Consider the following 23543-nt stretch of genomic DNA (forward strand, 5'->3'; position numbering starts at 1 on the left):
TTGTTTGATTTTTTAGAGAGCGACTGGTTTAATATAGGGCTTGAGGTTGTTTTTATAATTTTAATCTCTTATGATGTAAAAAAGTATTTTGAGACAAAAAAGAGAGAATATATCATCAATATTGTCCTGACAATAGCTTTTGCAATATGGGCGCTTTATCCGTACTATAACTCCTACATCGGTTGGGAAGAGGAACAGAAAAAAGAGATGCTTTCGCACTGCAGCGGTGACGAAAACTCTACGAAGCTTTGCAAATGTCTGGATGATGCCACTTTCAAAGAGTATACCTATGATGAGTATAAAAATCTGGACAAAAACAGTACGGAGTATAAAGAGTTTGTAAAAGATGCAAAAGAGGAGTGTCTGGATGATTCATGGTTTTGATTTGAGTTCTGATCTTGTTTGTGAGGGGATTGTCGGTGACGGCTGTGGAGGCGGACGTATTTTTTATGTTCAAGATGAAAAACTGAAAACCTTTGACCCCGTGACAAAAAAGTCTATGATACTCCTGGATAATGTGAGAAATGTTCAAAAAATCAGTAAATCTGCCTGTATTATTACAATAGAGTGTTCAGATCAAACCAGAGAGTTTGATCTTTCATCACTGTAGTTTTCTGACACATACCAGTTTGTTTGTATTGCATTTATCCGTTGATGAGATGAAACCGTTTCCTGTATAGACGGTATAAGCATTAAATCCGTCACTGCTTTTGTCTATATCTTTACTCCAGTACAGCGCAGTATCAAGGTGCCTGAATTTTGCTTTGAGTTTTTTTGACTCTCCCAGGTGTTGCAGTTCCTTTTTTGTCGGCAGTCGCCAGTCATCTTTTTGCGCTGCATGTAATGCTTTACAGTAACTGTTTGCCAGTTTCCATATACCGTTAAACTTCTGCATATCCTTTGTATCAAGCCATTGTAACTCTTGCGCTGTATCTGTAACGCTGTTTTGTGCCTGTGCACAGGAGAACAAAACAAAAAGCAGTATAAAAATTTTTTGCATTGCCAAACCTTTTTATTTGAAACTCATGAGCGCATACCCGTCATTTTGGTATCTGATGGTATCTAAGAAACTGTTTTTTGAAATCTTTACAAAAGGCAGAACATCTTCTTTTTCAATAGCATTATGTGCCAGAGACATAGCGCAGGCAGTGATGGTGACATTTTTTCTTTTTGCAAGTTTCTTGAGGTATTGCTGGGATTGTTTTATATCTGGACATCTTCATCCGGTACTGTCATGTCGTAATCTTTTGCCACCATTGCAACGCAGGAGCCGTGAAGTGTCAGTGCTACTTTTGCAGTATCTCCCTGTTCTTCAATCATATCTATAGTTTTTCCGACAAGCCACATACGGCTTTTTATATAAGATGCATCAGCCGAACTGCAGTCAAAACAACTTTATACTCTCTGGCATTGACAAGTACACTAAAAAGGCTGAGAATTAAAAAAACATTTTTCATATTCTTACTCTAAGCCAAAAACATTTGAAAGTGTGTTAATGTAGTTAAAGTAACCGGTAATAGCAACTGCTTCGACTATTTGGACATCACTCCAGCCGAGTTTTTTCAAGTTGTCTATCTCTTCTTTTGTAACTTTGTAGTTGTCTTTTTTGGATGCGCGTATACAGAAGTTTAAAAGTGCTTTTTCTGCTTCATCAGCATCCAAATCATCGACACCCTGTAAAACTTCTTCGATTCTCTCCTCACTCATACCTAACATTTTTGCGATACTTTTATGGACATCTACACACATTTTACAGCCATTTTCCAAAGATATAAGCAAAGCGATAGACTCTTTTATATCGTATGAGAGTGTTGTTTCATCCAAAAGGTATTTTTGTATCATTGTGTCTGTTGCAAAGTAAACTTTTTCATCAAGAGCCAAGAGTTTGAATATCTCTCCGAGTTTTCCTGTTTTTTCTAAAATAGGTCTTGCTTTGTCCTGAATTGCAGGGCTCATTTCTTCAAATTCCGGTAGTTGTATATATGCCATATTTTTTCCTTTGTATCTAATTTTTTTTGAAATCTGCAGGGTCTTTATATTCTATTGTCGGCAGCAGATATGCAGTAATCAGTAAAATAGTACTAAAAATTACTACAACAAGTAAAGCGTGATCTTCAAAATAATGAAATATTTGCATTTTTCCCAAATCCGGACCCATGAAGTTTTTTATCTGAGGGTAAAAAAGCGTAAAAACCGCTCCACCGACCATTCCTCCCAAAACGCCGACAAGGGCATCTATTCGGCCCTCAGATACCGAAACAAAAAAAGCAGAGGGACATTTTCCTAAAATAACCAAGCCGATACCAAAAAGTATTGCCCCCGTGATAAGTCCTGCAAGTAAAACAGGTTTTACAGAATAAGAAGCATAACCAGTCTGTACCAAAATATAAAATCCCAGGCTTGAAAGTGCAACGGTTGTCATCGCCATACGAGGAACAAGGGTATCTTCAAAAAGCATAAAACCAGCCATTTTTTCAAATTTATCCAATCTTGAGTATAAAATAACGGCACCAAAAACAAAGCCTGTAAACAGTACCGTCCAAACAGAACCATGTCCTTGCCTTGCCACTATATCAAACATATGTACAATTCTATCTGTCATTTTTGCAAACCTTTTTTTTGTAAAAAAATCTTCCTGTTATCACACCTGTTCCCAGCGCAAAAACGGCAAAGATTATACCACTGAGTGCCAATTGACTGCCACCGGACAAAATATGCCCGGCATTGCATCCGCCTGCTAGTCTGGCACCAAATACAAGCAGAAATCCGGCAATAAAACTCCAAAGCATACGAGATTTGACTGATCTGTTTTTTCTCTCTTTCCAGAGTGTGGGGATAAGACTCAAATGAAAAGACTTTGTTACAAAAATTGACATAAAAAGTCCGCCAAAGAACAGACCGATCAGCATGACACCTTCCCATGCTCCGGATTGTTGTATCTCTGCTGTATAAGCATAACTATCTGCATCAAGTCCAAATAAAACAGTTGCAAGGTACGCCATTCCGGTTGAAGCACCGATAGGACGATTCGCTCCAAAAGTTGAAAAACTAAAATAAAAAAGTAAACTCATTGCAATTCCGCCAACCCACCAAGGTATCTGTCTAGGCATATAAACTCCATTTTAAATAAATAGTGTAAAGCTACACTTTACAATTTGAATTATATGATATAATTCTTAATCAGTTATTAATTAGGATGAAAAATGGATTATAAAATGTCTGAACTTGTGGCAAAAACAGGTGTTCCAAAATCGACTATACTTTACTATATAAAAGAGGGACTCTTGCCAAATCCTGTAAAAGTAAAGGCAAATGTTCATAAATACAGTGATGAGCATATAGAGCTCATCAAATATATCAAGTATATGAAAGAGGAGATGGGTAGCAGTAACGAACAGGTGAAACTGGTTTTAGAGAAAAAAAACAATTCATTTTCAAGTTCTTACACAATGCTGGCACCGCTCATGAATACTTTAAGCGGTATTGAGATTCACAGCGAGCACTACAGCAAAAAAGAGTTTACAGAGCATTTTGATATTGATGAGGAACTCCTGGAAAGGTTGCTTGCTGATGGTGTTTTAATGCCAATAGGGGAGAATGATTATACTCAAAAAGAAGCTTGTATAGTGAATTTGATAGAGAACTGCAGGGAAGTCGGGGTTGATTATGAGTTGATAAAAGAGTATGTAAAACATGCTCGGGAATTGGCAAAACTGGAACTTAAAATGCAGGAAAAACTATGTGCACTGCGAGATGATAAAAATTTTTCTGCTTTGTGGAAAATAGTATTTGATACACTTTTTAAAACCAAAGAGTATATTTTCAACCGTGCAACATACAAAGAGTTCTACAGAGCAATCAAACAGGAACTGATTGGAACATAGACTTTTTAAAGGTATAGGTAAATATGCTTCCTTTTCCTGGTTCGGATTTTATATCAAGATGTATATCGGCTTCATCTATGATTGATTTGACGATGCTCATACCTATGCCAAACCCGTTTTTATATTCATTTTCCCTGTAGTAGCGTTCGAGAATTTTTTGCGGGTTTTGGATGCCTTTTCCATAATCTTGGATACTCAGACATATATTCAGTTCATTGTCATGGAAAAGCTTTATCTCTATTTTACTTTTTGCAAATGAAAACTTTATGGCATTGGAAAGTGTGTTGTCAACGATTCGCTGCAGTTTAGTTGTGCTGAAAAACAGTACAGGTTGTCCTACCTTACATGTAAAGAGAAGTTCTATCTCTTTTAACTGGCAGATAAGTTCAAAATAAGAGACACGCTCCTGTAAAAAGTCATAAAGGTTAATGGGCTCATTTTTGTATTCAACTCTGTTTTGTTTTATGAGATAATCCATGTCATTGTAAATGGTGGCAAGAGAGCGTGTTGCTGATTTTATGCGGTTGAAATATTTGTTTTTGCCGTAAAGCGCATCAAAAAGGTCAACATTTACATTGATGATGCTCAAAGGGGTGTTGATTTCATGCATAGACTCTTTGATAAAATCATCGAGCTTTTCATTGACTCTTCTGAAGGGTTTTGAAAAGCTTTTTAAAAAATAAAAAGAGAGCAGCAAGATGAGCGTAATGATTCCAAAGGCAATGAGGCTGGCTTCAAAAAAAACAGGAGCGAAAGAGATTTCTGTTTTTGTGACCAAATAGTTCGCAAAAAAGTATTTTTTATCCGGGAGTTCTGTGATGAGGTATCTATGAGAACCTTTGGAATGGTATCCTGGCATATAGGAGGGGAGGGGTTCGTCTATCTGTGTATAGACCGGAGTAAAATCTTTTTTGTAAAGACCTGAGGCAAAAGAGGCAAACCTGGGAAACTCAAAGATCTCCTGAGGATGGTTTCCAAAGTTGTCCATGGCTTTTATGATGTGCGCCTGGATGGATTTGAGTTCCACTTCTGTTTGCACTTCCTGCAGGTTTATTTTATGATTGATATACAATGACAAAGGCGTCAGGAGTATAAAAGAGACAATCAGTGTATAAATAAGACTGTATTTTTTTACAAATTTTTCTTCATTGACAATCAAGTCGGTATCCTATGCCGTAAATATTCTCAATGACATCCTTTGGCAGCTTTCTTCTTAGTTGTTTATCTGCACTCTCGCATTGGCAGCTTCAACATTGTTCTCCCAGATCTCTTCATACAGCATTTCAAAAGTGACAATCTGGTTTCTGTGTTTGATGAACAGAGTAAGAATATCATTTTCTGTTTTGCTCAGTTGAATCTCTCCCGATATACCGATAAGTTTCCGGTTGTTAACATCATACCGGTAGTCACAGGGAAGCTGGAGCATATCACTGTCGGTTTTAAAACAGTTGGATTTTAGGGCATGCTGTACTCTTAACTGTAATTCGATTAGATCAAAAGGCTTTTTAATATAGTCACAACAGCCGTTTGCATATCCCTGCAGCATTGCATCGGCACTTGACATGGAAGTGACAAAAATTGTAGGAATGTTCTTTCCCTCATCTCCAAGTTCTTTTCTTAAAGAAAATCCGTCAAATTCTCCGGGGACATTGACATCCAGAAGGAGCAAGTCATACTCTTTGCAAAAAATGGCATCAAAAGCATCACTGCTGTTCTCAAAACTGTCTACTGTATAGTCTTTTGAGCTGAGAAATTCTTCAATGCTCTCTTTTAAAATTGTCTCATCTTCGAGTAAAAGTATTTTCATTTTATCTTTCCTCTTGAAATTTTTTGAGAGTTGGCATCCAGCAAGAGGGATATTAACTCTTCTTTTGTGTATCTGTTGAGTTTGTTACGTAAATTTTTCTCCAAACAGGCCCTGTCTTTTTGTGTTGTGCATTTTTTCAGTGAAACAAGCTCTTTTGCTGTTAAGTCGGTATAAGGGTCAAAAGCTTTGTCTTTATTGACAATAGTAGAATAAAGATCTTTTCTTGAGTAGCTGAAAAAGCTTTCAAGTTCATTCTCAAAACTGCTGAAAAGTTTGAGTTTTTCTTGTGAAAGTATAAGTATAAAGTAACCTATACGTTCTGCTTTGGAGTTGAGAATGACTTTTGATATGTAGAGATACTCTTCGGTCTGCACAGAACCCAGACTTTCAAGTTTATTCAAGTCCAGTCTGCGGAGATTTTGAATGTGATTGATGTTTGCTCCGTTGTTTGCTACTATCATATTTTTAATACGCGGATTGTTTTTTAGCAGTACGGACTGGTTTTGGTATTTGTCATCGAGGAGTGCAATCATATCTATATCGTACTGGGCAAAATATTTTTCAAGGGAAGCAAAACGTTGAATAACCTCAACAAACCCGAGACACTTTTTGTTCTCTACAATAGGAATAGAAGCGATAAGCACAAGCCGTCTTGCCGCTTCATAGGAGAGATGCGGGCTGAGTGTTTTTTTCATCTCTACCAAGTCGGGACGGTAGGCTTTGACATTGACACCCGCATCACTGTTATCCCAGCTGCGTGCAAATATAGTAATGTCTTTTGAAAGAATCTGAATACGGATTTTTGAACCGCTGAATGTTTCAAGTGCCTTCATATGTGTCTGGAGAATTTCATAGGCTTTTTTTGCATCATTGTTTTTAAGCGCACGCTGGAGTGTTTCATTTTGAGAAAGGGCAAAGGCAAAATTAAAAGCCCTTGCCTTTTCATTTTCTATCTGTTTATTTAAAATATTGAGTAAAACAGTATGCACTCTGTCAGTAAACTCCTGCTTGTTTTGTGTATAGAAGTAGCCTATAAAAATTACCAGCATTAACAATATTACAGCGAGATATTTCTGATAGAGTTTCATGTTCTTTTTACTTCATACATAAAGAATGTGTATTATTTTTTATAATAATACACAAATCTTGGCGTTAAATTACTTAATTTTGACGTATGCACATCCCTGTCTTTGCAAATTAACGATTTTAATGATGCCCGCAGGTGTTTTTTTCACATAATCCTGCAGTTGCTCATCTTTGACATGTTTTTTCTTCATAGTGTTGCCACAGGCAAAAAAGTTGATGTTGTCTCCGCCAAGCTGTTTTAAAGATTTAAAACGTGAAACTGTTCCGGCACCTGTCGGGCCTCCGTGCTCACAGTAAGGCATTTTAACAAAACCTGTGCCCTTAAAATCTTTCATCATGTATTGAAGACATGGACCAAAAGCGACAATATTTATCTCATACGGAATAAGATGTTTGTCAAAATAGCTGGCTGCGTTATTAATAGTATTGAGCATCAGGTGTATACGTTGAATATCGGGAAAATCACACTGATAGACTATTTTGACTACATCATTTTCTTCTTCTGCGTCACTGTTTTGCGCATAGAGATCTGTTCCGAGCAACATAAGTAATGCCACTGTTGAGAGTTTTTTGAATAATTTCATTGTCAATCCTTTAAAAAGCTGCTGTTATTTGAATAGCAATACGGTTCCCCATATTGTCTAAAACTTTTTGTGCATTTGCATTACCCGGAGCTTTTGCATCCCGTATCATGTAGTTCAGATCGACTCTTGTTGCTCCTTTGAATCTGTATGAGGCACCAAGCGTTAGGGTTTTAAAGTCACGTTCGCCTTTGGTGTCATTGGTCAGACGGTTTAAGTAGTCATATCTGCCAAATACTTCAAACTTTCTCTGAACGATTTCATACTGAAGATTCACATATCCGCCATCCGCTTTGTTTTCACTGCCTGCAGCGAATTGAAACTGCCAGTTTTCAGTCTGCGGATCAGGATCTGTATCTTTTGCACCGGTATAAATCATCCCAGAAGCTCTCATATATTCTCCTTCGACTCTGATGCCGTCTTTATGGTAGGTAAAGCCTAAACCGTATCGTTTGCGGTCTGCATCAATTTGGGTTGTTGCTGTTCCGTTGTTGGAGAGAAGTTTTCTTTTTCCGCTTTGTCCCCAGACAAACATTTTGAGTGAATTTGTATAGTATCCTTTGCCGGGATTTGCAAAAATTTTCTCCAGTGCAAGATATCCGTAGTGGGTTGCCTGTGCATTTGAACTGCTCATACTGATACCGTTTCCGTTTCCGTACATGTAAGCATAAGAGATGTTCCATGAATCTACCAGCGGCAAGGTGTCGAAAATCTGCACACCCGTATCTCTAAAAGCGCCGATTGGTCTGTTGATTTCTGTGCTGGTATAGTGAACTGTCTGTGCACCGCCTGCTGCTGCACCTGTCTGTGCTGCTCCTACTTTTGTTACCTGTCGTTCTAAAAGCTGTTGAAATGTCATAGAAGTAAACTCGATGTAAGGAGAAACAAAGACAGCCTGCAAGCCCTCTTCACTTCCCGGATATTTGAACATACCGGCTCTGACTTTTGCCCCTTTTATATGTTTGAGAGTTACAGAAGCATCTGTAAAATAAGTACCGACATTTCTATGTCCGGCAAGATTGTTGACACCGTTGTTTCCAAACTCTGTCATAAAAAAGTAGTTGACAAGGTTGTCATTGTCAGCCATCCCTCTCATCGCCAAACGTGCCCGAAAAAGACTCATACCGGATTGCGATTCCAGGTCAGGGTTTAAAAGAGAAAAAGGTGTTTTGTTTTTACCGTCAGGAGCAATCAAAACTTTTCCCTCGTCTTTTTTGTAATTTGCCTGAATGAATCCCCAGACTTTCGGTTTGTGACTGCGATATGGAACGATTACCCCTTTTGGTGCAAAAAACTCCGGTTGATACCCTTGCAGCTTGAGCCAGTCGGCCGCCTCAATTTGTGAAGCACAGACGAGACCTGCCAGTCCAAGAAGCTTTATTTTTAAAGTTGTTTTCATATTTTCCTCCTATGAAAGATGTCGGCAGTGTAAAACAAGAGTGAAAAGAAAGTGTAAAAAAGAGAATTTTTAGAACCTTTAACTAAAAGCAAAGCTTTCTAAAAGTACTATATCTAACTTTTAAAATATACTTAAGGATTTTGAATGGCTGAAATACATTTGGATACCAAAGCTTTTTTGGTCTCAGAAACAGATACGAAAGGGATTATCCGTTTTGCCAATGATGAGTTTTGTCATTATGCCGGATACAGTGTTGATGAACTTGTTGGCAAACCGCATAATATTGTCCGTCACCCAGATATGCCGCGTGCCGCTTTTAAAGATTTGTGGGATACGATAAAAAGCGGGAAGCGATGGCGGGGCTTTGTAAAAAACAAGGCAAAAAACGGTGACTACTACTGGGTTTTTGCCACGGTTTACCCCTTTACCTCCTGTGACGGGCAACCGGGTTATATCTCCTGCAGAAGAACAGTTTCAGAAATGGAAAAAGAGAAATATGAAAAAATTTATAAAGAGATGAGAGCAAAGGAGCGCCACAATGGTTAATTTTTTAACAAAGATTTCAGTAAGAAACAAGATGCTGCTCAATGTTGCAGTGCCTCTTGCGGTCATTGTCATCATAGCCATAAGTGCAATTTACAGTCATTTGCAAAACAGTCAGCAGTATGAAACATACAGCATCATCGTCGATCTGGATCAAAAAATTTCCAAAGTTGTGCATGAGACACAAAAAGAGCGGGGTGCAACTGCCGGATTTTTGGGTTCAAAAGGGAAAAAGTTTGCACAAAAACTTGTCTCGCAAAAAGAAGAGACTGACAAAAAAATTCAAGAACTGCAAGAGTATCTGCAAAACGGGAATGTCATCAGTCTGTTGGATAAAGATGTCAAAGAATACCTTGAAAAAGCATTACAGGATCTCTCAAGGATAAATACCATTCGTTCTCAGGTGACGGCACAGAGTATGGGAGCAAAGGAGGCGATTGCCTACTATACACAAATGAATGCAAAGTTTTTAAATTTTATAGCAAAAGCTTCTTTGCAGGCAGCGGATGCACAGCTCAGTGCCGAGACCCTGGCGTATTATGATTTTTTACAGTCCAAAGAGAGAGCCGGCATAGAGCGTGCAGTCGGAAGTGCCACTTTCGCAAATGACAAGTTTATCAAAGGGGCAAAAACAAAACTGGCAGGACTGATCTCTGAACAAGAGGCATTTATGAGCAGCTTTGAGACCCTTGCCTCAAAAAAAGATATTGCATACAAGAGAGAGATTCTGCAGGGTAAGGTGATTGAAGAAGTCAAACGGATGGAAACCATTTTGCTGAGTGCCAAAGAGATTGGCGGTTTTGGTGTGGATGCCACCTACTGGTTTGATACGATTACAAAAAAAATAAACAGACTCAAAAAAGTGCAGGAAAAAATAGAAAAAGGATTGAACGGCAGTGACAAAAGAAGCAAAGAACTCTTTCAGCTTGCCATAGACATCGCAAACTTTGTACATGAAACACAAAAAGAGAGAGGTGCTACAGCAGGGTATATAGGCTCAAATGCCAAAAAATTCGTTACCAGACTTCCGGCACAGAGAGCCGCAAGTGATAAAAAACTGGCAAGGCTTAAAGGTGATATCAAAAGTTTTCATTTTCAAAACTATCCGCATGAATTACAAAAACGCGTAAATCAATTTTTGCAAAAAATTCAAGAATTACAGGGTGTAAGAAAGCGTGTGACATCACTGGATATTGATGTAAAAAGTGCTCTAAATACTTATACTGCCGCAAATACATCTATGCTTGATACGATTGCCTATATGACACATTTGGCAACAGATATAAAAAGCGGAAGAAAGCTCATTGCCTATTACAGTTTTTTAATGGCAAAAGAGAGAGCGGGCATAGAGCGGGCAGTGCTCTCAAATGCTTTTGCCAGAAATAAATTTCTGCCGGGTATGAAAGACAAATTTGTAAAACTCATAACAGAACAAAAAAGCTTTTTGAGAGTATTTCGCTCTGTAGCCCCTTCCTATCTGGTGGCATATTATACAAATCAGATGGCTATACAGGCAGTGCAGGAGGTTGAAAAGATGCGAAAAATTGCGCTTGAGGCCAATACCATAGGCGGATTTGGTGTGGATGCTTCTTACTGGTTTGATACCATCACGCAAAAAATCAATCTTTTGAAGAAAGTGGATGACCACCTGAGCCAAAATCTTACCCGGTTGGCACATGAAAAATATGAGAATGAAAAAAATGCGCTCTATCTGTATCTTTTTGTAATGCTTTTTATTATTTTGTTTACAGCAGTGCTTTCGTGGCTAATCAGCAAAAATATCACACACTCCGTTTCAAAAATAAGCAAAGGCATGGAACAGTTTTTGGAGTTTTTAAACAGAAAACACAATGTAATCGAAAAGATTGATTTGTCTGGCAGTGATGAACTCGCCCGTGTTGCAAAAATGGTCAACGAACAGACAGATACAATTAATGAGGGAATAGAGAATGATATGCTCTGTGTCGGAGAGTCAATTCTTACTCTTAATAAGGTACAGCAGGGTTCTTTTAAATGCAGAGTCAATTCCGAGGCAACAAACTCGCAAATCCAGACTTTGGCAAATACAATCAATAAAATGCTCGATACCCAGGAAAAAGTGATGGACGATATACTCGAAGGTCTTGAAAAGTATGCAAACTATAACTACCTGGATAAGATTGTTCTTGATGCAAAAATTACAGGAGAGACAAAAGCGGTTGTAGAGAGAGTCAACAATCTTGGCGATGCCATCACAAAACTTTTGAACGATTCCTATAACAATGCAAATGCACTGCTTGAGCGGGCAGATATGCTTGAGTCAAAAATGCAGGAATTAAACAGTTCTACGGCTTCACAGGCAAAAGAGCTGAGTGTGACAACGCAGGCGGTCAATACTATAGCGCAGACCATAGAAGAGACATCCCAAAAAGCAAATGAAGTTGTCAGCCAGTCACAGGATATTAAAAATGTGATGCAGGTTATCAGTGATATAGCGGATCAGACAAATCTGCTGGCACTTAACGCGGCCATTGAAGCGGCACGTGCGGGTGAGCATGGACGCGGATTTGCCGTAGTGGCTGATGAGGTAAGAAAGCTTGCAGAGGGAACACAAAAATCACTGGCTGAAATCAATACAACAGTGAGTATCCTGACGCAGTCCATTACCGATGTTGAGGCCAATATTGCCGAACAAAGCGAGAGTGCGAATTCTATTAACAAAGCAGTTGATGAGGTAAATGCTATGACAGAGCTTAATGCACAGACTGCGGCTGAAGTCAATGAGGTGGCACGGGATGTCAAAGAGATGTCTCTCAAAGCCTTGAGCGAAATAGAAAAAAATAAATTTAACAAAGTGTAAAGTTTTGATATAATCATACAACTAAAAAAATTTAATAAAGAGAATAGATTATGCAAAACAACATAGAACCGATGACACTTTTTGGCTACGAGAAGTTACAGGCCGAAGTGAAAGACTTAAAAGAGGTAAAACGTCCCGGCGTTGTCAAAGCGATTGAAGAAGCGCTTGAACACGGCGATTTAAAAGAAAATGCAGAGTATCATGCGGCAAAAGAGCAGCAAAAAAGCATAGACAACCGCCTTGCAGAGCTTCAGGAGATTTTAGGAAATGCCCAGATTGTTGATCCTAAAGATCTGCAGCACACCAAGGTGAGCTTTGGCTCAACGGTTGTCATGACAAATATGGACACAGACGAAGAGGTAACCTACACGATAGTTGGCGGCTGTGAGAGCAATCCTGACATAGGGCTCATCTCTTTTAACTCTCCTCTGGCAAAACAGCTTCTTGGCAAAGAAGAGGGTGACGAGGTCAAAGTCCGTCTCCCCGGCGGTGAAAAAGAGTTTGAAATAGACGAGGTGAAATACCAGGATATTGTTTTTGAGTGTAAAGAGTAATGCAAAACAAGAGTAAAATAAATGTAGGCGTGGTCGGGGCAACAGGCTACACAGGGCTGGAACTTGTCAAAATGCTCATAAAACATCCTTTTTTTCATTTGGCATACATCGCAAACTCTGAAGGCGGAACGACCATAAACAAGCTCCATCCTTCTTTAAACGGTGTGTGCGAAGATGAGGTGCAAAAAGCAGATATTGATGCAATGGCGCTTACATGTAAACTGGTTTTTTTGGCACTGCCGCATAAAACAGCAATGGCTTACGTCAAGCCGTTGTTAGAGAAGGGTATCAAAGTTGTTGACCTCTCAGCTGACTACAGACTGCCGCAGGATATTTATGAGGCATTTTACTGTCCCCATACAGACCCAAAAAATCTGGAACATGTTGTCTACGGACTCCCTGAACTCAATCGTGAAGCGATAAAGTCTGCAAAACTGGTTGCAAATCCGGGATGTTTCCCTACATCCGCGATATTGGGACTGCTTCCGTTTATGGACAAACGTATTACGGATACACCGATTATAATTGATGCAAAAACAGGAGTGAGCGGAGCAGGCAAAAAGCTCAGTGAAGTGACACATTTTGTGAATGTCAATGACAATCTTTTTGCCTACAATCCTTTGTTGCACAGACATGCTCCCGAAATTGCAGACAAACTGAATATCTCTTTTGACAAAATCAGTTTTGTACCGCATCTGGTTCCTGTGACGCGGGGTATGATAAGTTCGATTTATATACAGGTCAGTGATGATTTCGACGCCCTGGATGTTGTAGAAGAATTTTATAAAAATGACGTACATGTAAGGGTGAGTTCTGTGCCGGTGGACATGAAAAATGTTGCCGGAACAAATTTCTGTGACATCTATGCCCAAAGAAAAGGCAATATACTTTTTATATCTTCAAGCATAGACAACCTGATGAGAGGAGCATCTTCTCAGGCCGTTGTCAACGCCAATCTGATGATGGGCATTGATGAGACGACGGCGATACCAGATATAGCCTATGTCCCCTAAACCGGTTATTATCCAAGAGGGTGCGTTTATTGTTTCTGATGCGCACTATTCACACCTGCGTCCGGAACTTTTATATTTTTTACGAGAAATACACAGTAAAAATATGGCAGTACCCCAGCTTATTCTGATGGGAGATATCTTTGACGCTCTGTTTGGGTCTATAGACTTTACATGTAAGCAGAACAAAGAGGTTATAGCGCTTATAAATGATATTTCCAAAGATACGGAAGTTGTCTATCTGGAGGGGAACCATGACTTTAATATAAAAAATGTTTTTCCAAAGGCCAGGGTTTTTTCGATTAAAAACCAGCCGGTAAAAGCATTGTATCAAAAGAAAAAAGTCTATCTTGCACATGGAGACTTTGACGGGGAGAGACTCTATAAACTCTACACATCTTTGATACGAAGCCCTTTTGTTCTTTTTGTTTTAAAGTATATAGATATATTTTCAAAACATGCGATTTTGAAAAATCTTGACAGCTATTTGAGTAAAAAAAATGACTGTCAGAAATTTACGGGTTTTAGAGAATTTGTACAAAAGCGTTTGGCAGAAAAATATACCTGCGACTACTTTATAGAGGGACATTATCATCAAAACATTTCTTTTGACACAGACGGTTTTTACTATATAAATCTGGGTGCTTTTGCTTGCAATCAAAGATACTTTATTGTAAAATCAGCTCAAGACATAGAGTTGTTGGAAGAAAAAAAATACTCTAGGGAGATATAAAAGATGGATGAAAAGTCTTTAAAAGTTGGTTCCAATGAGATGGAACTTGTTGATTTTCGCATATTCAAACAGGAAAAAGACAAGGTTTATGAAGGTATTTACGGTATCAATGTCTCTAAGGTCAGAGAAATTATACGTTTGCCAAAACTGACAGAGCTGCCAAGTACACCGGAGTTCATAGAGGGAATATTTGATTTGCGTGAAGTGGTCATTCCTGTTGTCAATCTGGCAAAATGGATGGGTGTGACTGAACCCGAAGATGCAAAGAAAAATGCCCGCGTTATTATTACAGAGTTTAACAATGTGCTGATAGGCTTTATAGTTCATGAAGCAAAACGCATCAGAAGAATCAGCTGGAGTGATATAGAACCGGCAACTTTTATGAGCAGTTCCTCAGGACTTGAGAGCAATAAAATAACTGGAGTAACAAAGATAGAGGGTGATAATGTTCTTTTAATCCTGGACCTTGAAAGTGTTGTTCAGGATTTGGGACTGTATGAACCTGAAACAGATTCGGCACCGGAGAAAATAGAAACATTTTCAGGTCTGGCAATGGTGCTTGATGACAGTGCAACGGCTCGTAAAATTGTCAAAGATGCATTGATGAAAATGGGCTTTCATGTTGTAGAAGCGATGGATGGAGAAGAGGGTCTTAATAAACTGAAAGATCTCTATGAAACTTATGGAGATAATTTGGCAGATAATTTAAAAATAATTATTTCAGATGTTGAAATGCCAAGAATGGACGGTTTTCATTTTGCGGCGAAAGTCAAAGAAGATGAAAGGTTCAGTGATATTCCTATAGTCTTTAACTCCTCAATCAGTGATCATTTTAGTGAAACAAGAGGTGAGGAAGCCGGCGGAGAAGCTTATTTGGTTAAGTTTAAGGCAGGTGCATTTTTTGATGAAGTATCACGTATTGTACGTGCACATATGAAGAAATAGGGAGTGTAAATATGGATGAATTTCAAGAGATACTGCAAGATTTTTTAGTTGAATCGTTTGAACTTGTTGAAAAGCTTGACGAAGATTTGGTCGAATTAGAATCCCGTCCGGATGATTTGGAATTGCTAAACGGGATATTTCGTGTCGCACACACCGTGAAAGGGGCTTCATCGTTTTTGAATTTTGACACCTTGACACATTTGACACATCATATGGAAGATGTGCTCAATAAAGCCCGTCATGGAGAGTTGAGTATCACTCCGGATGTTATGGATGTTATTCTGGAGTCTATTGACCTGATGAAAGCACTTTTGGAAAAAATCCGTGACACGAGCAGTGATGAAGGCATAGATGTGGCCGCCTGTGTCGCAAGACTTGACAAAATAAGCAACGGTGACCTTTCAGGACTTGCCGATGCAACAGCAGCACAGGAAAAAGAAGAACAAGAGCCTGCGGCAGCTGAAGAAGAGACTCAGGAAGAAGAACCGGACTATGACAATATGGACCCTGATGAGATAGAAGCTGAAATAGAAAGACTTTTGGCACAGCGCCAGGCCGAAGACAGAGCCAAAAGAGAAGCAAAAATAGCCGCGGGTGAAGAAGTGCCTGTAATGCCACCAGAACCAAATGAAGAAGAGCCGAAAAAAGAAGAAAAACAAGAGAAAAAAGAAGAAGCTCCAAAGGCACCGACTCCTGCTCCTGTTTCACAAAATAAAAAAGCATCGCAAAATGCTTCTGCTGAGGATCCAAAGGCGGCAGCACCGGCAAAACGTGCACCTGCCACGGTTGAGCAGACGATTCGTGTGGATGTCAAAAGACTTGACCATCTGATGAATCTGATCGGTGAACTTGTTTTGGCAAAAAACAGATTGATTAAAATCAATGATGATGTTGAAGAGCGTTATGAGGGAGAAGAGTTTTTAGAAGAGCTCAACCAGGTTGTCTCTATTGTTTCTCTTGTAACGACTGATTTGCAAATTGCGGTTATGAAAACGCGTATGCTGCCAATAGGAAAAGTTTTTAACAAATTCCCTAGAATGATCCGGGATCTTTCCCGCGAACTCAACAAAAAGATTGAACTTGTTATCTCCGGTGAAGATACAGAGCTCGACAAATCAATTGTGGAAGAGATCGGGGATCCGCTTGTGCATATTATCCGTAACTCCTGTGACCATGGTATAGAGACGCCAGAAGAGCGTCTTGCAAAAGGAAAACCGGAAGAGGGTACGATTACACTCAAAGCCTATAATGAGGGCAATCAGATTGTGATTCAGATAGATGATGACGGAAAAGGGCTTGACCCGGAGATGCTTAAGCAAAAGTCGCTTGAAAAAGGCATCATCACTGAAAAAGAAGCAGAACAGATGAGTGACAAAGAAGCATATACACTTATCTTTAAACCGGGATTTTCAACAGCTGCAGCTGTGACAAGTGTGTCCGGACGCGGTGTCGGGATGGATGTTGTCAAAACAAACATCGAAAAACTCAACGGTATCATAGATATTGACAGTGAAATAGACAAGGGTACTTCTATAAAACTGAAAATTCCACTGACTCTGGCAATTATTCAGGCACTTCTTGTAGGTGTTCAAGAAGAACATTATGCCATTCCTTTAGCCTCTGTTCTTGAAACGGTCAGAATTTCAAAAGATGAAATATATACAGTAGAGGGACGTTCTGTAATGCGATTACGTGATGATGTTCTTTCTTTGGTGCATATCGGAGATATTTTTGAAGTTGAGCGTATTTTGGATGCGAGTGAACATGCCTATGTTGTTGTTTTGGGACTCGGAACAAGCAAACTGGGGCTTATTGTAGATATTTTGGTAGGGCAGGAAGAGATTGTTATCAAATCTCTCGGCGAGTACCTCAAAGGTATTGAAGGGATTGCGGGAGCTACCATCCGCGGAGACGGAGGAGTGACACTTATCGTTGATGTCGTGGCGCTTATGGATATGGCCAAAGAGACAAAAGCCACGCAGATAAGCTCGTCAGATGAATCTGCGGTGAAAGAGAAAACAAAAGCGAGTGACTATACTGTAATGATCGTTGATGATTCCAAAACAGACAGAACGATTATGCGAAAAGCACTGGAACCTATGGGGATTACTCTTGTTGAAGCGAGTGACGGACAAGAAGCACTTAACCTCTTGAAATCAGGCGATCACAATATAGATGCAATGCTCATTGATATCGAAATGCCAAGGATGGACGGATATACACTTGCCTCGGAGATTAAAAAATACAACAGATATAAAAACCTGCCGCTTATAGCCGTAACATCAAGAACAAGTAAATCTGACCGTATGCGCGGGGTTGAATCAGGTATGGTTGAGTATATCACGAAACCTTATTCTGCCGACTATTTGGCAAGTGTTGTACAGAGAAATGTTAACTTTAAACCGGAGTTTTTATAATGAGTGATAAATTAAAAGATATTATTAACAAACAGGCTGAACAAAATGACAGTGTTGTTGATCAGCTCGATGATGTGGTACAACTTGTCGGATTTGTCATAGGGGATGAAGAGTATGCAGTACCTATTCTTTCCATTCAGGAGATTATCAAACCTTTTCCATGGACAAGAGTTCCGCAGGTGCCTAAGTATGTTTTGGGTGTGTTTAATCTTCGCGGTTCTGTTATTCCGCTTATAGATCTGCGTACAAAATTTGGACTGCCTCCTAAAAAACAGAGCGAAGATACACGCTTTATTGTTATGCGAAACGGCTCTGATGTGGCAGGATTTGTGATTGACAGACTCACAATGGCAATTCGCATTAAAAAAGAGAATGTGGGACCGCCGCCTGATACTGTCAACGGTGATGACACTATTATAGACGGTGTAGGAAAGCAGGCAGATAAAATTATTACTATTTTAAAAGTGAACAAACTTTTAGAAAGAGATTTTTAGCCTTTTTGTCTCATGCCTGAAAACCTACTGCGCACTACCATTGACAAAGAGAGTATTTCCCTTGAATTTTCAGGGGAATTGACACTCTACAATCTTCATCAAGCCCAAGAATTCATTGCAAAAATCGAGCTCTCAAATTTTAAAAAAATTACTGTTGATTTAAGAGATGCCCGCTATCTTGATACCGCCTTTGCTCTTTTTTTAACTGATCTGCAAGAAGAGTACCATGTAAACACAGAGTGTACAAATACAAACTTTTTGCATACACTTGCATTGACCAAAGAGCATAAAAAAAAGCTCGATAAAAAATACAAACTTTCAAAAGAAAATATATTTGAGTGTATGGGAAAAACTTTTTATCGCTCCTACCTTTCATTTATCTCTTTTATGGAGTTTATCGGGAAGGTTTTTGTCTCTTTTTTGCTCTATTTTAAAAGTGTTAAAAATATCCGTATAAAAGAGATAGCTTTTGAAATCAATGAAAGTGCACTGCGTGCTCTTGGCATTGTAGCATTGACAAGTTTTCTGATTGGTTTGGTGACAGCCTATCAGGCTGCTTATCAGCTTCAGCGATACGGAGGCAATATTTTTATTGTGGATATGATGGGTATTTCTATATTCAGAGAACTTGCCCCCTTGATTACGGCAATAGTCATCGCAGGCAGAAGCGGTTCAGCCTATACGGCACAGATAGGAGCGATGAAAATCACACAGGAGATTGATGCTATGCGGACTATGGGCTTTGACCCATATACTTTTTTGGTTTTGCCAAGAATAGTTGCTCTTGTTGTTATGCTGCCGATACTCATTTTTGCAGCAGATATTATGGCTATGCTCGGAGGCATTATCGTTGCCGATTTGAGTCTGGACCTGCCGCCGGCACTTTTCATTGACAGACTGCAAGAGGTAGTGGCAATGAAACATTTTTATGTGGGACTTGTCAAAGGACCGTTTTTTGCATTTTTGATTGCTTCTATCGGTATTTACAGAGGGTTGATTGTCAAAGATGATACACAAAGTATAGGCTACAATACTACAAAAAGTGTTGTCGAGTCACTTTTTGCCGTAATTGTATGTGATGCGGTTTTTTCTATAGCCTTTACAAATCTGGGGATATAATGGAACTGATCAAAGTAAGCGGTGTCAAAACAGTTTTTGGTGACAAAGTGGTGCATGACGGGCTCAATTTACATGTAAACGAAGGTGAAATTTACGGGCTTTTGGGACCAAGCGGCTGCGGAAAAACAACACTGCTGCGTGAAATGGTCATGCTGCAGGAGTTTCACTCAGGAAGTATTGAGATTTTGGGACAGAAAATAGAGAGTATCAGTGAAAGCCAGGCACAGGAACTCAGGCGAAAATGGGGTGTATTGTTCCAGTTTGGTGCTCTTTTTTCTTCTTTGACTCTGGCGGAAAATATTGCGTTGGCGCTGCGGGAGTATGCAACACTCTCCCAAAAAATGATAGAAGAAATAGTGGCATTTAAACTTGATCTGGTAGGTTTGAAACCAAGTGATGCATTTTTGTATCCTTCGCAAATAAGCGGAGGTATGCGAAAAAAAGCGGGGATTGCCAGAGCTTTGGCAATGGATCCCAAACTGCTTTTTTTGGATGAACCTACAAGCGGACTTGATCCGATTTCTGCCAGAGAGTTCGATGAACTTATATTGCAGTTGCGTTCAATGCTGGGACTTACTATGGTAATTGTCACACATGATTTACATTCTATATATAATACTTTGGATAGAATGGCTATAATTGATAATAAAAAAATTGCCTATGAGGGCAGTTTAGAAGAGGTTACTTCTGTGAAGAATGATTTTATACAGACTTTTTTTAGAGATACAATATGAACAATAAAGTAAATTATACATTGATAGGGTTTGTCGTTTTGTTGGGAATACTCAGCATACTCGGATTTGTTTACTGGATGCTCAAACCTGAAAAAGCAGAGGCGACACAAAAGTATATTATATATTTTAACGAATCGGTGTTGGGACTCAATCTTGATGCACCTGTGAAATACAAGGGTATAAAAGTAGGCAAAGTAATACGCTTGCGCATAAATCCGAAAAACACCGAACAGGTGGAGGTGACAGTCAGTATGCTAAAGACGACACCTGTCAAAGAAGATACGGTGGCAAAGCTTACTGCACAGGGCATTACCGGACTGAGTTATATAAATCTGACAGAGGGAAGCAATAATGCACCGCCGCTTAAAGCAAAAAAAGGAGAAATGTATCCTGTAATCAAGTCAGCTCCTTCTTTTTTCGCAAATGTGGAACAGTCGCTGGATTCGGTCTCTGAACTGTTGCTTATGACGCTTGACAGAACCAATGAGCTGTTGAGTGAAAAAAACCAGGAACAGTTTTCTAGATTTTTACACGAGAGTGCTATGGTTATGGCAAAAATTGATACAATACTTGATGAAAAAACCATTGCACACCTGCAGGAAAGTGCGAAAAATATGGAACATATCACAGCTCAGATTGATAAAAGTATTCCCAATATGAATAAATTGGTTGCACACAGCATTGCATGGGAAAAGAAAATCAATGACTCTTTTTCGAGTATCAAACAAACATATCTGGAAATGGGACATATTATGAATGATATGGCAAAATCTTTTTCTGATGTACAGAATAATGTTGAAGATATTACAGTGCAGTCCGTACCGTTGATTAACAGCACTGTGACACAAATGCAACAGACATTGATAAATTTAGATGAGCTGTTAGAACATTATGACCGCAGTCCGAGTGATATTTTATATAAAAAAGAAAGATACAAAAGGGGACCTGGTGAAAAATAGATTATTAATTATATGCCTTACATGTATCGCGGTAATAACAATTACCGGATGCACATCGCCGACACCGGCGCAGAATCAGTACCGACTCAATATACAGCCAAAAGCAGTAAAAGTACAGACAGGCAAATGTCGGAAAAAAACACTCAAAGTAGAGCGCTCTTTTGGTGACAAACTCTATATGTCCTTGAAAATGTACTATGTAGAGGGAAAATATGCACAATACTCTTATGCCCAGTCAAGATGGGCGCAGACGCCAAATGATGCTCTAACATATGCTGTTACAGAGTATTTGCGGGATCTGAAGCTTTTTAAGAGTGTGCAAAGTGCAGAATCAAAAACAAAAAACGACTACAGACTGGAAATAAATATAGAAGATTTTATGCAGTATTTTGATGAAAACGAAAAAAATTCTTTTGTCAATGTTGTCATTACATGTAACCTGGTTGATGAAGCAAGCCATAAGACAGTAGCGACAAAAACTTTTTATTTTAAACAAAAAACTTTGTCAGATGATGCAAAAGGCGGGGTTGTTGCACTCAGCAATGCCTTAGATGAAATTTTAAAAGAGTGTGGTTTATGGCTGCAGGGAGTATGTCTTGATAAGTGAAAAAGAGTACAAACAAAGAAGAATACGTTTGGGACGTAAACTGAAGCCTTTGAGTGTAGCTGTCTTGTTGAGTGCAGAGCAAAAAACACGTTCCAATGATACACAATATCCATACCGGCAAAACAGTAATTTTTACTATATGAGCGGTTTCACAGAAGACAATTCTGCTTTGGTTATTGTAAAAGATGCAAAAAAATTTCACACTTTTTTGTTTGTTGCCAAAAAAGACAAAATGCAGGAACTCTGGCATGGAAAAAGGCTGGGAAAAGAGAAAGCCAAAGAGCTTTTCATGGTGGATGATGTTTTTGAAATTGATGAGTTTGAAGAAAAACTTAAAGAGTTTATAGAAAATAAAAAACATATCTATCATGATTTCAAACTGGAATATGCAAAGGTTAAAATCTTAAAACGCTTCAAAAAAAGCATACAAAGTTATGAGAATCTGGCGACATATATTGAAAAAATGCGTCTCATAAAGTCAAAATCTGAAATTAAGCTTATCAAAAAAGCTATAAATATTACAAAAAAAGCACATCATAAAGCGATGAAATTGAGTGCGAAACTGCATTATGAATATGAACTGCAGGCAAATTTAGAGTACATTTTTAAAAAAAACGGTGCCTACAGCGATGCTTATACATCTATTGTAGCCTGTGGAAACTCTGCCAATACTTTGCATTATGTAAACAACGATAAAAAATTGATGCAAGGTGATCTGATACTCATAGATGCCGGATGCGAATACCGGTATTATGCAAGTGATATAACGCGCACAATTCCTGTCAGCGGAAGTTATACAAAAGCACAAAAAGAACTCTATGAAATGGTTTTACATGTACAAAAAGAGATTATAAAGATGATTTTTCCGGGCGTGTTCAAAAGTGTACTGCAGAAAAAATCTGAAGAGTTACTGTGTCAGGGAATGATAGATTTGGGAATATTGCAGGGAGAACTCAAAAAACTGCTAAAAGAAAAAGCACACAAAAAATATTATCCGCACGGTATCGGACACTGGATGGGGCTCGATGTGCATGATGAATGTCCCTATAAAAAACCAAACGGCAAAGAGATTCCGCTGCAACCCGGTATGGTTATGACCATAGAACCCGGTATTTACCTTGATGCAGCAGATATAAGTATTCCTAAAAAGTACAGAGGTACAGGCATAAGAATTGAAGACAATATTTTAGTTACGAAAAACGGCTGTGAAAATCTCTCTTCACATATTGCAAAAGAGATAGAGGAAATTACTCGTAAGAGTAACTCCAGCCGGTGAGATTCTCTTTTTTTGCTTCATCAAAGGCATCTGAATCTGCCAAGAAATCCATGACATGCATTACTGTATAGGGAATACTTTTTTGATCCTCCGGCTTTACCAGTAACATAGGCATGGGGGTATCTTGTGCCTTGCTGAGTGCAAACCCCACTGGCATAAGCTGACTCATGAGTTCTGCAGGTTTGCCTATTTTATGTTCCTGCAAAAATTTTTTCAGTACGGCATCCTGAATATCTTTTGGCAGTGCCTCTTCTGTATTTAAAAAGAGTGTAAAGTGTATGGGTGTCTGTTTGAAATGATCCGGTGCCGGTGCCGCCATAATGATGTACTCTACATTTTTTAAATGCTCTTTTATCTGTTGTCTGTTGAGATATCGGTCTGTTTTTATTGCCTGGGCTTTCATGATTGCTCTTTTTTTATGACAAAATGTCAGTTTTTAAATTTGTTTGGAATTTTAACATATAAGAGGGGGAAGAACAAGAAAAAAAACAGTCGGTACTTCAGTGCGGGATGGCAATATCTATAAAGATTATGGTACAAAATATGCTTAATTATT

At 38.9% G+C, this 23543-nt stretch carries 27 protein-coding genes; 16 read left to right on the forward strand and 11 right to left on the reverse strand.

The genetic code is table 11. The features are described from left to right. Complete coding sequence (locus tag MLC44_RS03610) at positions 1 to 384, forward strand: hypothetical protein (protein ID WP_151900879.1); 384 nt, start codon at positions 1 to 3, stop codon at positions 382 to 384. Further along, a complete protein-coding gene (locus tag MLC44_RS03615; RefSeq protein ID WP_346389467.1) occupies positions 368 to 610 on the forward strand; it encodes a thiamine biosynthesis protein ThiF in 243 nt (80 codons plus the stop codon). Before MLC44_RS03610 ends, MLC44_RS03615 begins: the two co-directional genes overlap by 17 nt. Here the strand turns inward: MLC44_RS03615 and MLC44_RS03620 are convergent. The 5 genes from MLC44_RS03620 to MLC44_RS03640 all read right to left on the reverse strand — a co-directional run bounded on the left by MLC44_RS03620 (position 602) and on the right by MLC44_RS03640 (position 3110). After that, positions 602 to 1000, reverse strand: coding sequence for a DUF1566 domain-containing protein (locus MLC44_RS03620; protein WP_434637785.1), 399 nt, complete (start codon positions 998 to 1000; stop codon positions 602 to 604). The two genes, MLC44_RS03615 and MLC44_RS03620, sit on opposite strands and share 9 nt — an antisense overlap. Positions 1001 to 1012: 12 nt before the next feature. Then, a complete protein-coding gene (locus MLC44_RS03625; protein ID WP_434658867.1) occupies positions 1013 to 1207 on the reverse strand; it encodes a DsrE family protein in 195 nt (64 codons plus the stop codon). A gap of 254 nt (positions 1208 to 1461) precedes the next feature. Continuing rightward, positions 1462 to 1989 (reverse strand): carboxymuconolactone decarboxylase family protein, encoded by a 528-nt coding sequence (locus MLC44_RS03630; RefSeq protein WP_418641107.1) that lies wholly within the window; start codon positions 1987 to 1989, stop codon positions 1462 to 1464. A 16-nt stretch (positions 1990 to 2005) separates the two neighbouring features. Further along, positions 2006 to 2602, reverse strand: coding sequence for a YeeE/YedE thiosulfate transporter family protein (locus MLC44_RS03635; protein WP_418641108.1), 597 nt, complete (start codon positions 2600 to 2602; stop codon positions 2006 to 2008). After that, entirely contained in the window at positions 2592 to 3110 is a 519-nt protein-coding gene (locus tag MLC44_RS03640; protein WP_434581262.1) for a YeeE/YedE thiosulfate transporter family protein, read from the reverse strand. Before MLC44_RS03640 ends, MLC44_RS03635 begins: the two co-directional genes overlap by 11 nt. Before the next feature lie 93 nt (positions 3111 to 3203). Between MLC44_RS03640 and MLC44_RS03645 the strand changes: the two genes are divergently transcribed. Further along, positions 3204 to 3884 carry a MerR family transcriptional regulator gene (locus MLC44_RS03645; protein WP_418641110.1) on the forward strand — a complete coding sequence of 227 codons (681 nt, stop codon included), beginning with the start codon at positions 3204 to 3206 and terminating at the stop codon, positions 3882 to 3884. Here MLC44_RS03645 and MLC44_RS03650 read toward each other — a convergent pair. From MLC44_RS03650 to MLC44_RS03670, 5 genes are all read right to left on the reverse strand, one after another. Further along, the gene (locus MLC44_RS03650) at positions 3859 to 5043 is read right to left on the reverse strand and encodes a sensor histidine kinase (RefSeq protein WP_434658524.1); all 1185 of its coding nucleotides are present in this window, start codon (positions 5041 to 5043) and stop codon (positions 3859 to 3861) included. The two genes, MLC44_RS03645 and MLC44_RS03650, sit on opposite strands and share 26 nt — an antisense overlap. A gap of 54 nt (positions 5044 to 5097) precedes the next feature. Continuing rightward, positions 5098 to 5691 carry a response regulator transcription factor gene (locus MLC44_RS03655; RefSeq protein WP_434658526.1) on the reverse strand — a complete coding sequence of 198 codons (594 nt, stop codon included), beginning with the start codon at positions 5689 to 5691 and terminating at the stop codon, positions 5098 to 5100. Continuing rightward, complete coding sequence (locus tag MLC44_RS03660) at positions 5688 to 6779, reverse strand: cache domain-containing protein (protein WP_434581267.1); 1092 nt, start codon at positions 6777 to 6779, stop codon at positions 5688 to 5690. The genes MLC44_RS03655 and MLC44_RS03660 overlap by 4 nt, the downstream gene beginning before the upstream one ends. Before the next feature lie 69 nt (positions 6780 to 6848). Next, positions 6849 to 7361: a hypothetical protein gene (locus MLC44_RS03665; protein WP_434658528.1), complete on the reverse strand. Its 513-nt coding sequence runs from the start codon at positions 7359 to 7361 to the stop codon at positions 6849 to 6851. 10 nt (positions 7362 to 7371) lie between these two features. Beyond that, positions 7372 to 8757 (reverse strand): hypothetical protein, encoded by a 1386-nt coding sequence (locus MLC44_RS03670; RefSeq protein WP_434637788.1) that lies wholly within the window; start codon positions 8755 to 8757, stop codon positions 7372 to 7374. Between the two features lie 144 nt (positions 8758 to 8901). Between MLC44_RS03670 and MLC44_RS03675 the strand changes: the two genes are divergently transcribed. From MLC44_RS03675 to MLC44_RS03735, 13 genes are read left to right on the forward strand one after another with little or no spacing between them, the layout of a single operon-like run. Further along, positions 8902 to 9303 carry a PAS domain-containing protein gene (locus MLC44_RS03675; protein WP_151900866.1) on the forward strand — a complete coding sequence of 134 codons (402 nt, stop codon included), beginning with the start codon at positions 8902 to 8904 and terminating at the stop codon, positions 9301 to 9303. Further along, complete coding sequence (locus MLC44_RS03680) at positions 9296 to 12139, forward strand: nitrate- and nitrite sensing domain-containing protein (RefSeq protein WP_434637792.1); 2844 nt, start codon at positions 9296 to 9298, stop codon at positions 12137 to 12139. Before MLC44_RS03675 ends, MLC44_RS03680 begins: the two co-directional genes overlap by 8 nt. A gap of 50 nt (positions 12140 to 12189) precedes the next feature. Continuing rightward, a complete protein-coding gene (gene greA, locus MLC44_RS03685) occupies positions 12190 to 12693 on the forward strand; it encodes a transcription elongation factor GreA (protein WP_151900864.1) in 504 nt (167 codons plus the stop codon). Then, a complete protein-coding gene (gene argC, locus MLC44_RS03690; RefSeq protein WP_151900863.1) occupies positions 12693 to 13706 on the forward strand; it encodes an N-acetyl-gamma-glutamyl-phosphate reductase in 1014 nt (337 codons plus the stop codon). Before greA ends, argC begins: the two co-directional genes overlap by 1 nt. After that, positions 13696 to 14436 carry a UDP-2,3-diacylglucosamine diphosphatase gene (locus MLC44_RS03695; RefSeq protein ID WP_151900862.1) on the forward strand — a complete coding sequence of 247 codons (741 nt, stop codon included), beginning with the start codon at positions 13696 to 13698 and terminating at the stop codon, positions 14434 to 14436. Before argC ends, MLC44_RS03695 begins: the two co-directional genes overlap by 11 nt. A gap of 3 nt (positions 14437 to 14439) precedes the next feature. Beyond that, positions 14440 to 15381 carry a chemotaxis protein CheV gene (locus tag MLC44_RS03700; RefSeq protein ID WP_151900861.1) on the forward strand — a complete coding sequence of 314 codons (942 nt, stop codon included), beginning with the start codon at positions 14440 to 14442 and terminating at the stop codon, positions 15379 to 15381. 11 nt (positions 15382 to 15392) lie between these two features. Next, a complete protein-coding gene (locus MLC44_RS03705; RefSeq protein WP_346389478.1) occupies positions 15393 to 17798 on the forward strand; it encodes a hybrid sensor histidine kinase/response regulator in 2406 nt (801 codons plus the stop codon). Beyond that, positions 17798 to 18292 carry a chemotaxis protein CheW gene (locus MLC44_RS03710; RefSeq protein ID WP_151900859.1) on the forward strand — a complete coding sequence of 165 codons (495 nt, stop codon included), beginning with the start codon at positions 17798 to 17800 and terminating at the stop codon, positions 18290 to 18292. The genes MLC44_RS03705 and MLC44_RS03710 overlap by 1 nt, the downstream gene beginning before the upstream one ends. Before the next feature lie 12 nt (positions 18293 to 18304). Beyond that, positions 18305 to 19411, forward strand: a complete 1107-nt coding sequence (locus MLC44_RS03715; RefSeq protein WP_434658529.1) for an MlaE family ABC transporter permease — start codon at positions 18305 to 18307, stop codon at positions 19409 to 19411. Next, a complete protein-coding gene (locus MLC44_RS03720; protein WP_434658530.1) occupies positions 19411 to 20145 on the forward strand; it encodes an ABC transporter ATP-binding protein in 735 nt (244 codons plus the stop codon). The genes MLC44_RS03715 and MLC44_RS03720 overlap by 1 nt, the downstream gene beginning before the upstream one ends. Then, the gene (locus MLC44_RS03725; RefSeq protein WP_346389481.1) at positions 20142 to 21104 is read left to right on the forward strand and encodes an MlaD family protein; all 963 of its coding nucleotides are present in this window, start codon (positions 20142 to 20144) and stop codon (positions 21102 to 21104) included. Before MLC44_RS03720 ends, MLC44_RS03725 begins: the two co-directional genes overlap by 4 nt. Next, entirely contained in the window at positions 21094 to 21711 is a 618-nt protein-coding gene (locus MLC44_RS03730) for an ABC-type transport auxiliary lipoprotein family protein (protein ID WP_188109974.1), read from the forward strand. The genes MLC44_RS03725 and MLC44_RS03730 overlap by 11 nt, the downstream gene beginning before the upstream one ends. Next, a complete protein-coding gene (locus MLC44_RS03735; protein WP_346389482.1) occupies positions 21701 to 22987 on the forward strand; it encodes an aminopeptidase P N-terminal domain-containing protein in 1287 nt (428 codons plus the stop codon). The genes MLC44_RS03730 and MLC44_RS03735 overlap by 11 nt, the downstream gene beginning before the upstream one ends. Here the strand turns inward: MLC44_RS03735 and MLC44_RS03740 are convergent. Next, positions 22959 to 23390, reverse strand: coding sequence for a hypothetical protein (locus MLC44_RS03740; RefSeq protein WP_346389483.1), 432 nt, complete (start codon positions 23388 to 23390; stop codon positions 22959 to 22961). The genes MLC44_RS03735 and MLC44_RS03740 overlap by 29 nt on opposite strands. Positions 23391 to 23543: the final 153 nt, after the last annotated feature.

The sequence above is a fragment of the Sulfurimonas sp. NW9 genome (assembly GCF_051132275.1).
Classification (GTDB): domain Bacteria; phylum Campylobacterota; class Campylobacteria; order Campylobacterales; family Sulfurimonadaceae; genus Sulfurimonas; species Sulfurimonas hydrogeniphila.

Excerpts from the sequence above, each read along its gene's own strand:
- MLC44_RS03665 (WP_434658528.1), bottom strand. The coding sequence starts at position 7,361 with ATGAAATTATTCAAAAAACTCTCAACAGTGGCATTACTTATGTTGCTC.
- MLC44_RS03620 (WP_434637785.1), bottom strand. The coding sequence starts at position 1,000 with ATGCAAAAAATTTTTATACTGCTTTTTGTTTTGTTCTCCTGTGCACAG.
- greA (WP_151900864.1), top strand. The coding sequence starts at position 12,190 with ATGCAAAACAACATAGAACCGATGACACTTTTTGGCTACGAGAAGTTA.
- MLC44_RS03740 (WP_346389483.1), bottom strand. The coding sequence starts at position 23,390 with ATGAAAGCCCAGGCAATAAAAACAGACCGATATCTCAACAGACAACAG.
- MLC44_RS03615 (WP_346389467.1), top strand. The coding sequence starts at position 368 with ATGATTCATGGTTTTGATTTGAGTTCTGATCTTGTTTGTGAGGGGATT.
- MLC44_RS03670 (WP_434637788.1), bottom strand. The coding sequence starts at position 8,757 with ATGAAAACAACTTTAAAAATAAAGCTTCTTGGACTGGCAGGTCTCGTC.
- MLC44_RS03645 (WP_418641110.1), top strand. The coding sequence starts at position 3,204 with ATGGATTATAAAATGTCTGAACTTGTGGCAAAAACAGGTGTTCCAAAA.
- MLC44_RS03640 (WP_434581262.1), bottom strand. The coding sequence starts at position 3,110 with ATGCCTAGACAGATACCTTGGTGGGTTGGCGGAATTGCAATGAGTTTA.
- argC (WP_151900863.1), top strand. The coding sequence starts at position 12,693 with ATGCAAAACAAGAGTAAAATAAATGTAGGCGTGGTCGGGGCAACAGGC.
- MLC44_RS03695 (WP_151900862.1), top strand. The coding sequence starts at position 13,696 with ATGTCCCCTAAACCGGTTATTATCCAAGAGGGTGCGTTTATTGTTTCT.
- MLC44_RS03720 (WP_434658530.1), top strand. The coding sequence starts at position 19,411 with ATGGAACTGATCAAAGTAAGCGGTGTCAAAACAGTTTTTGGTGACAAA.
- MLC44_RS03700 (WP_151900861.1), top strand. The coding sequence starts at position 14,440 with ATGGATGAAAAGTCTTTAAAAGTTGGTTCCAATGAGATGGAACTTGTT.
- MLC44_RS03725 (WP_346389481.1), top strand. The coding sequence starts at position 20,142 with ATGAACAATAAAGTAAATTATACATTGATAGGGTTTGTCGTTTTGTTG.
- MLC44_RS03680 (WP_434637792.1), top strand. The coding sequence starts at position 9,296 with ATGGTTAATTTTTTAACAAAGATTTCAGTAAGAAACAAGATGCTGCTC.
- MLC44_RS03675 (WP_151900866.1), top strand. The coding sequence starts at position 8,902 with ATGGCTGAAATACATTTGGATACCAAAGCTTTTTTGGTCTCAGAAACA.
- MLC44_RS03715 (WP_434658529.1), top strand. The coding sequence starts at position 18,305 with ATGCCTGAAAACCTACTGCGCACTACCATTGACAAAGAGAGTATTTCC.
- MLC44_RS03635 (WP_418641108.1), bottom strand. The coding sequence starts at position 2,602 with ATGACAGATAGAATTGTACATATGTTTGATATAGTGGCAAGGCAAGGA.
- MLC44_RS03710 (WP_151900859.1), top strand. The coding sequence starts at position 17,798 with ATGAGTGATAAATTAAAAGATATTATTAACAAACAGGCTGAACAAAAT.
- MLC44_RS03655 (WP_434658526.1), bottom strand. The coding sequence starts at position 5,691 with ATGAAAATACTTTTACTCGAAGATGAGACAATTTTAAAAGAGAGCATT.
- MLC44_RS03660 (WP_434581267.1), bottom strand. The coding sequence starts at position 6,779 with ATGAAACTCTATCAGAAATATCTCGCTGTAATATTGTTAATGCTGGTA.
- MLC44_RS03630 (WP_418641107.1), bottom strand. The coding sequence starts at position 1,989 with ATGGCATATATACAACTACCGGAATTTGAAGAAATGAGCCCTGCAATT.
- MLC44_RS03705 (WP_346389478.1), top strand. The coding sequence starts at position 15,393 with ATGGATGAATTTCAAGAGATACTGCAAGATTTTTTAGTTGAATCGTTT.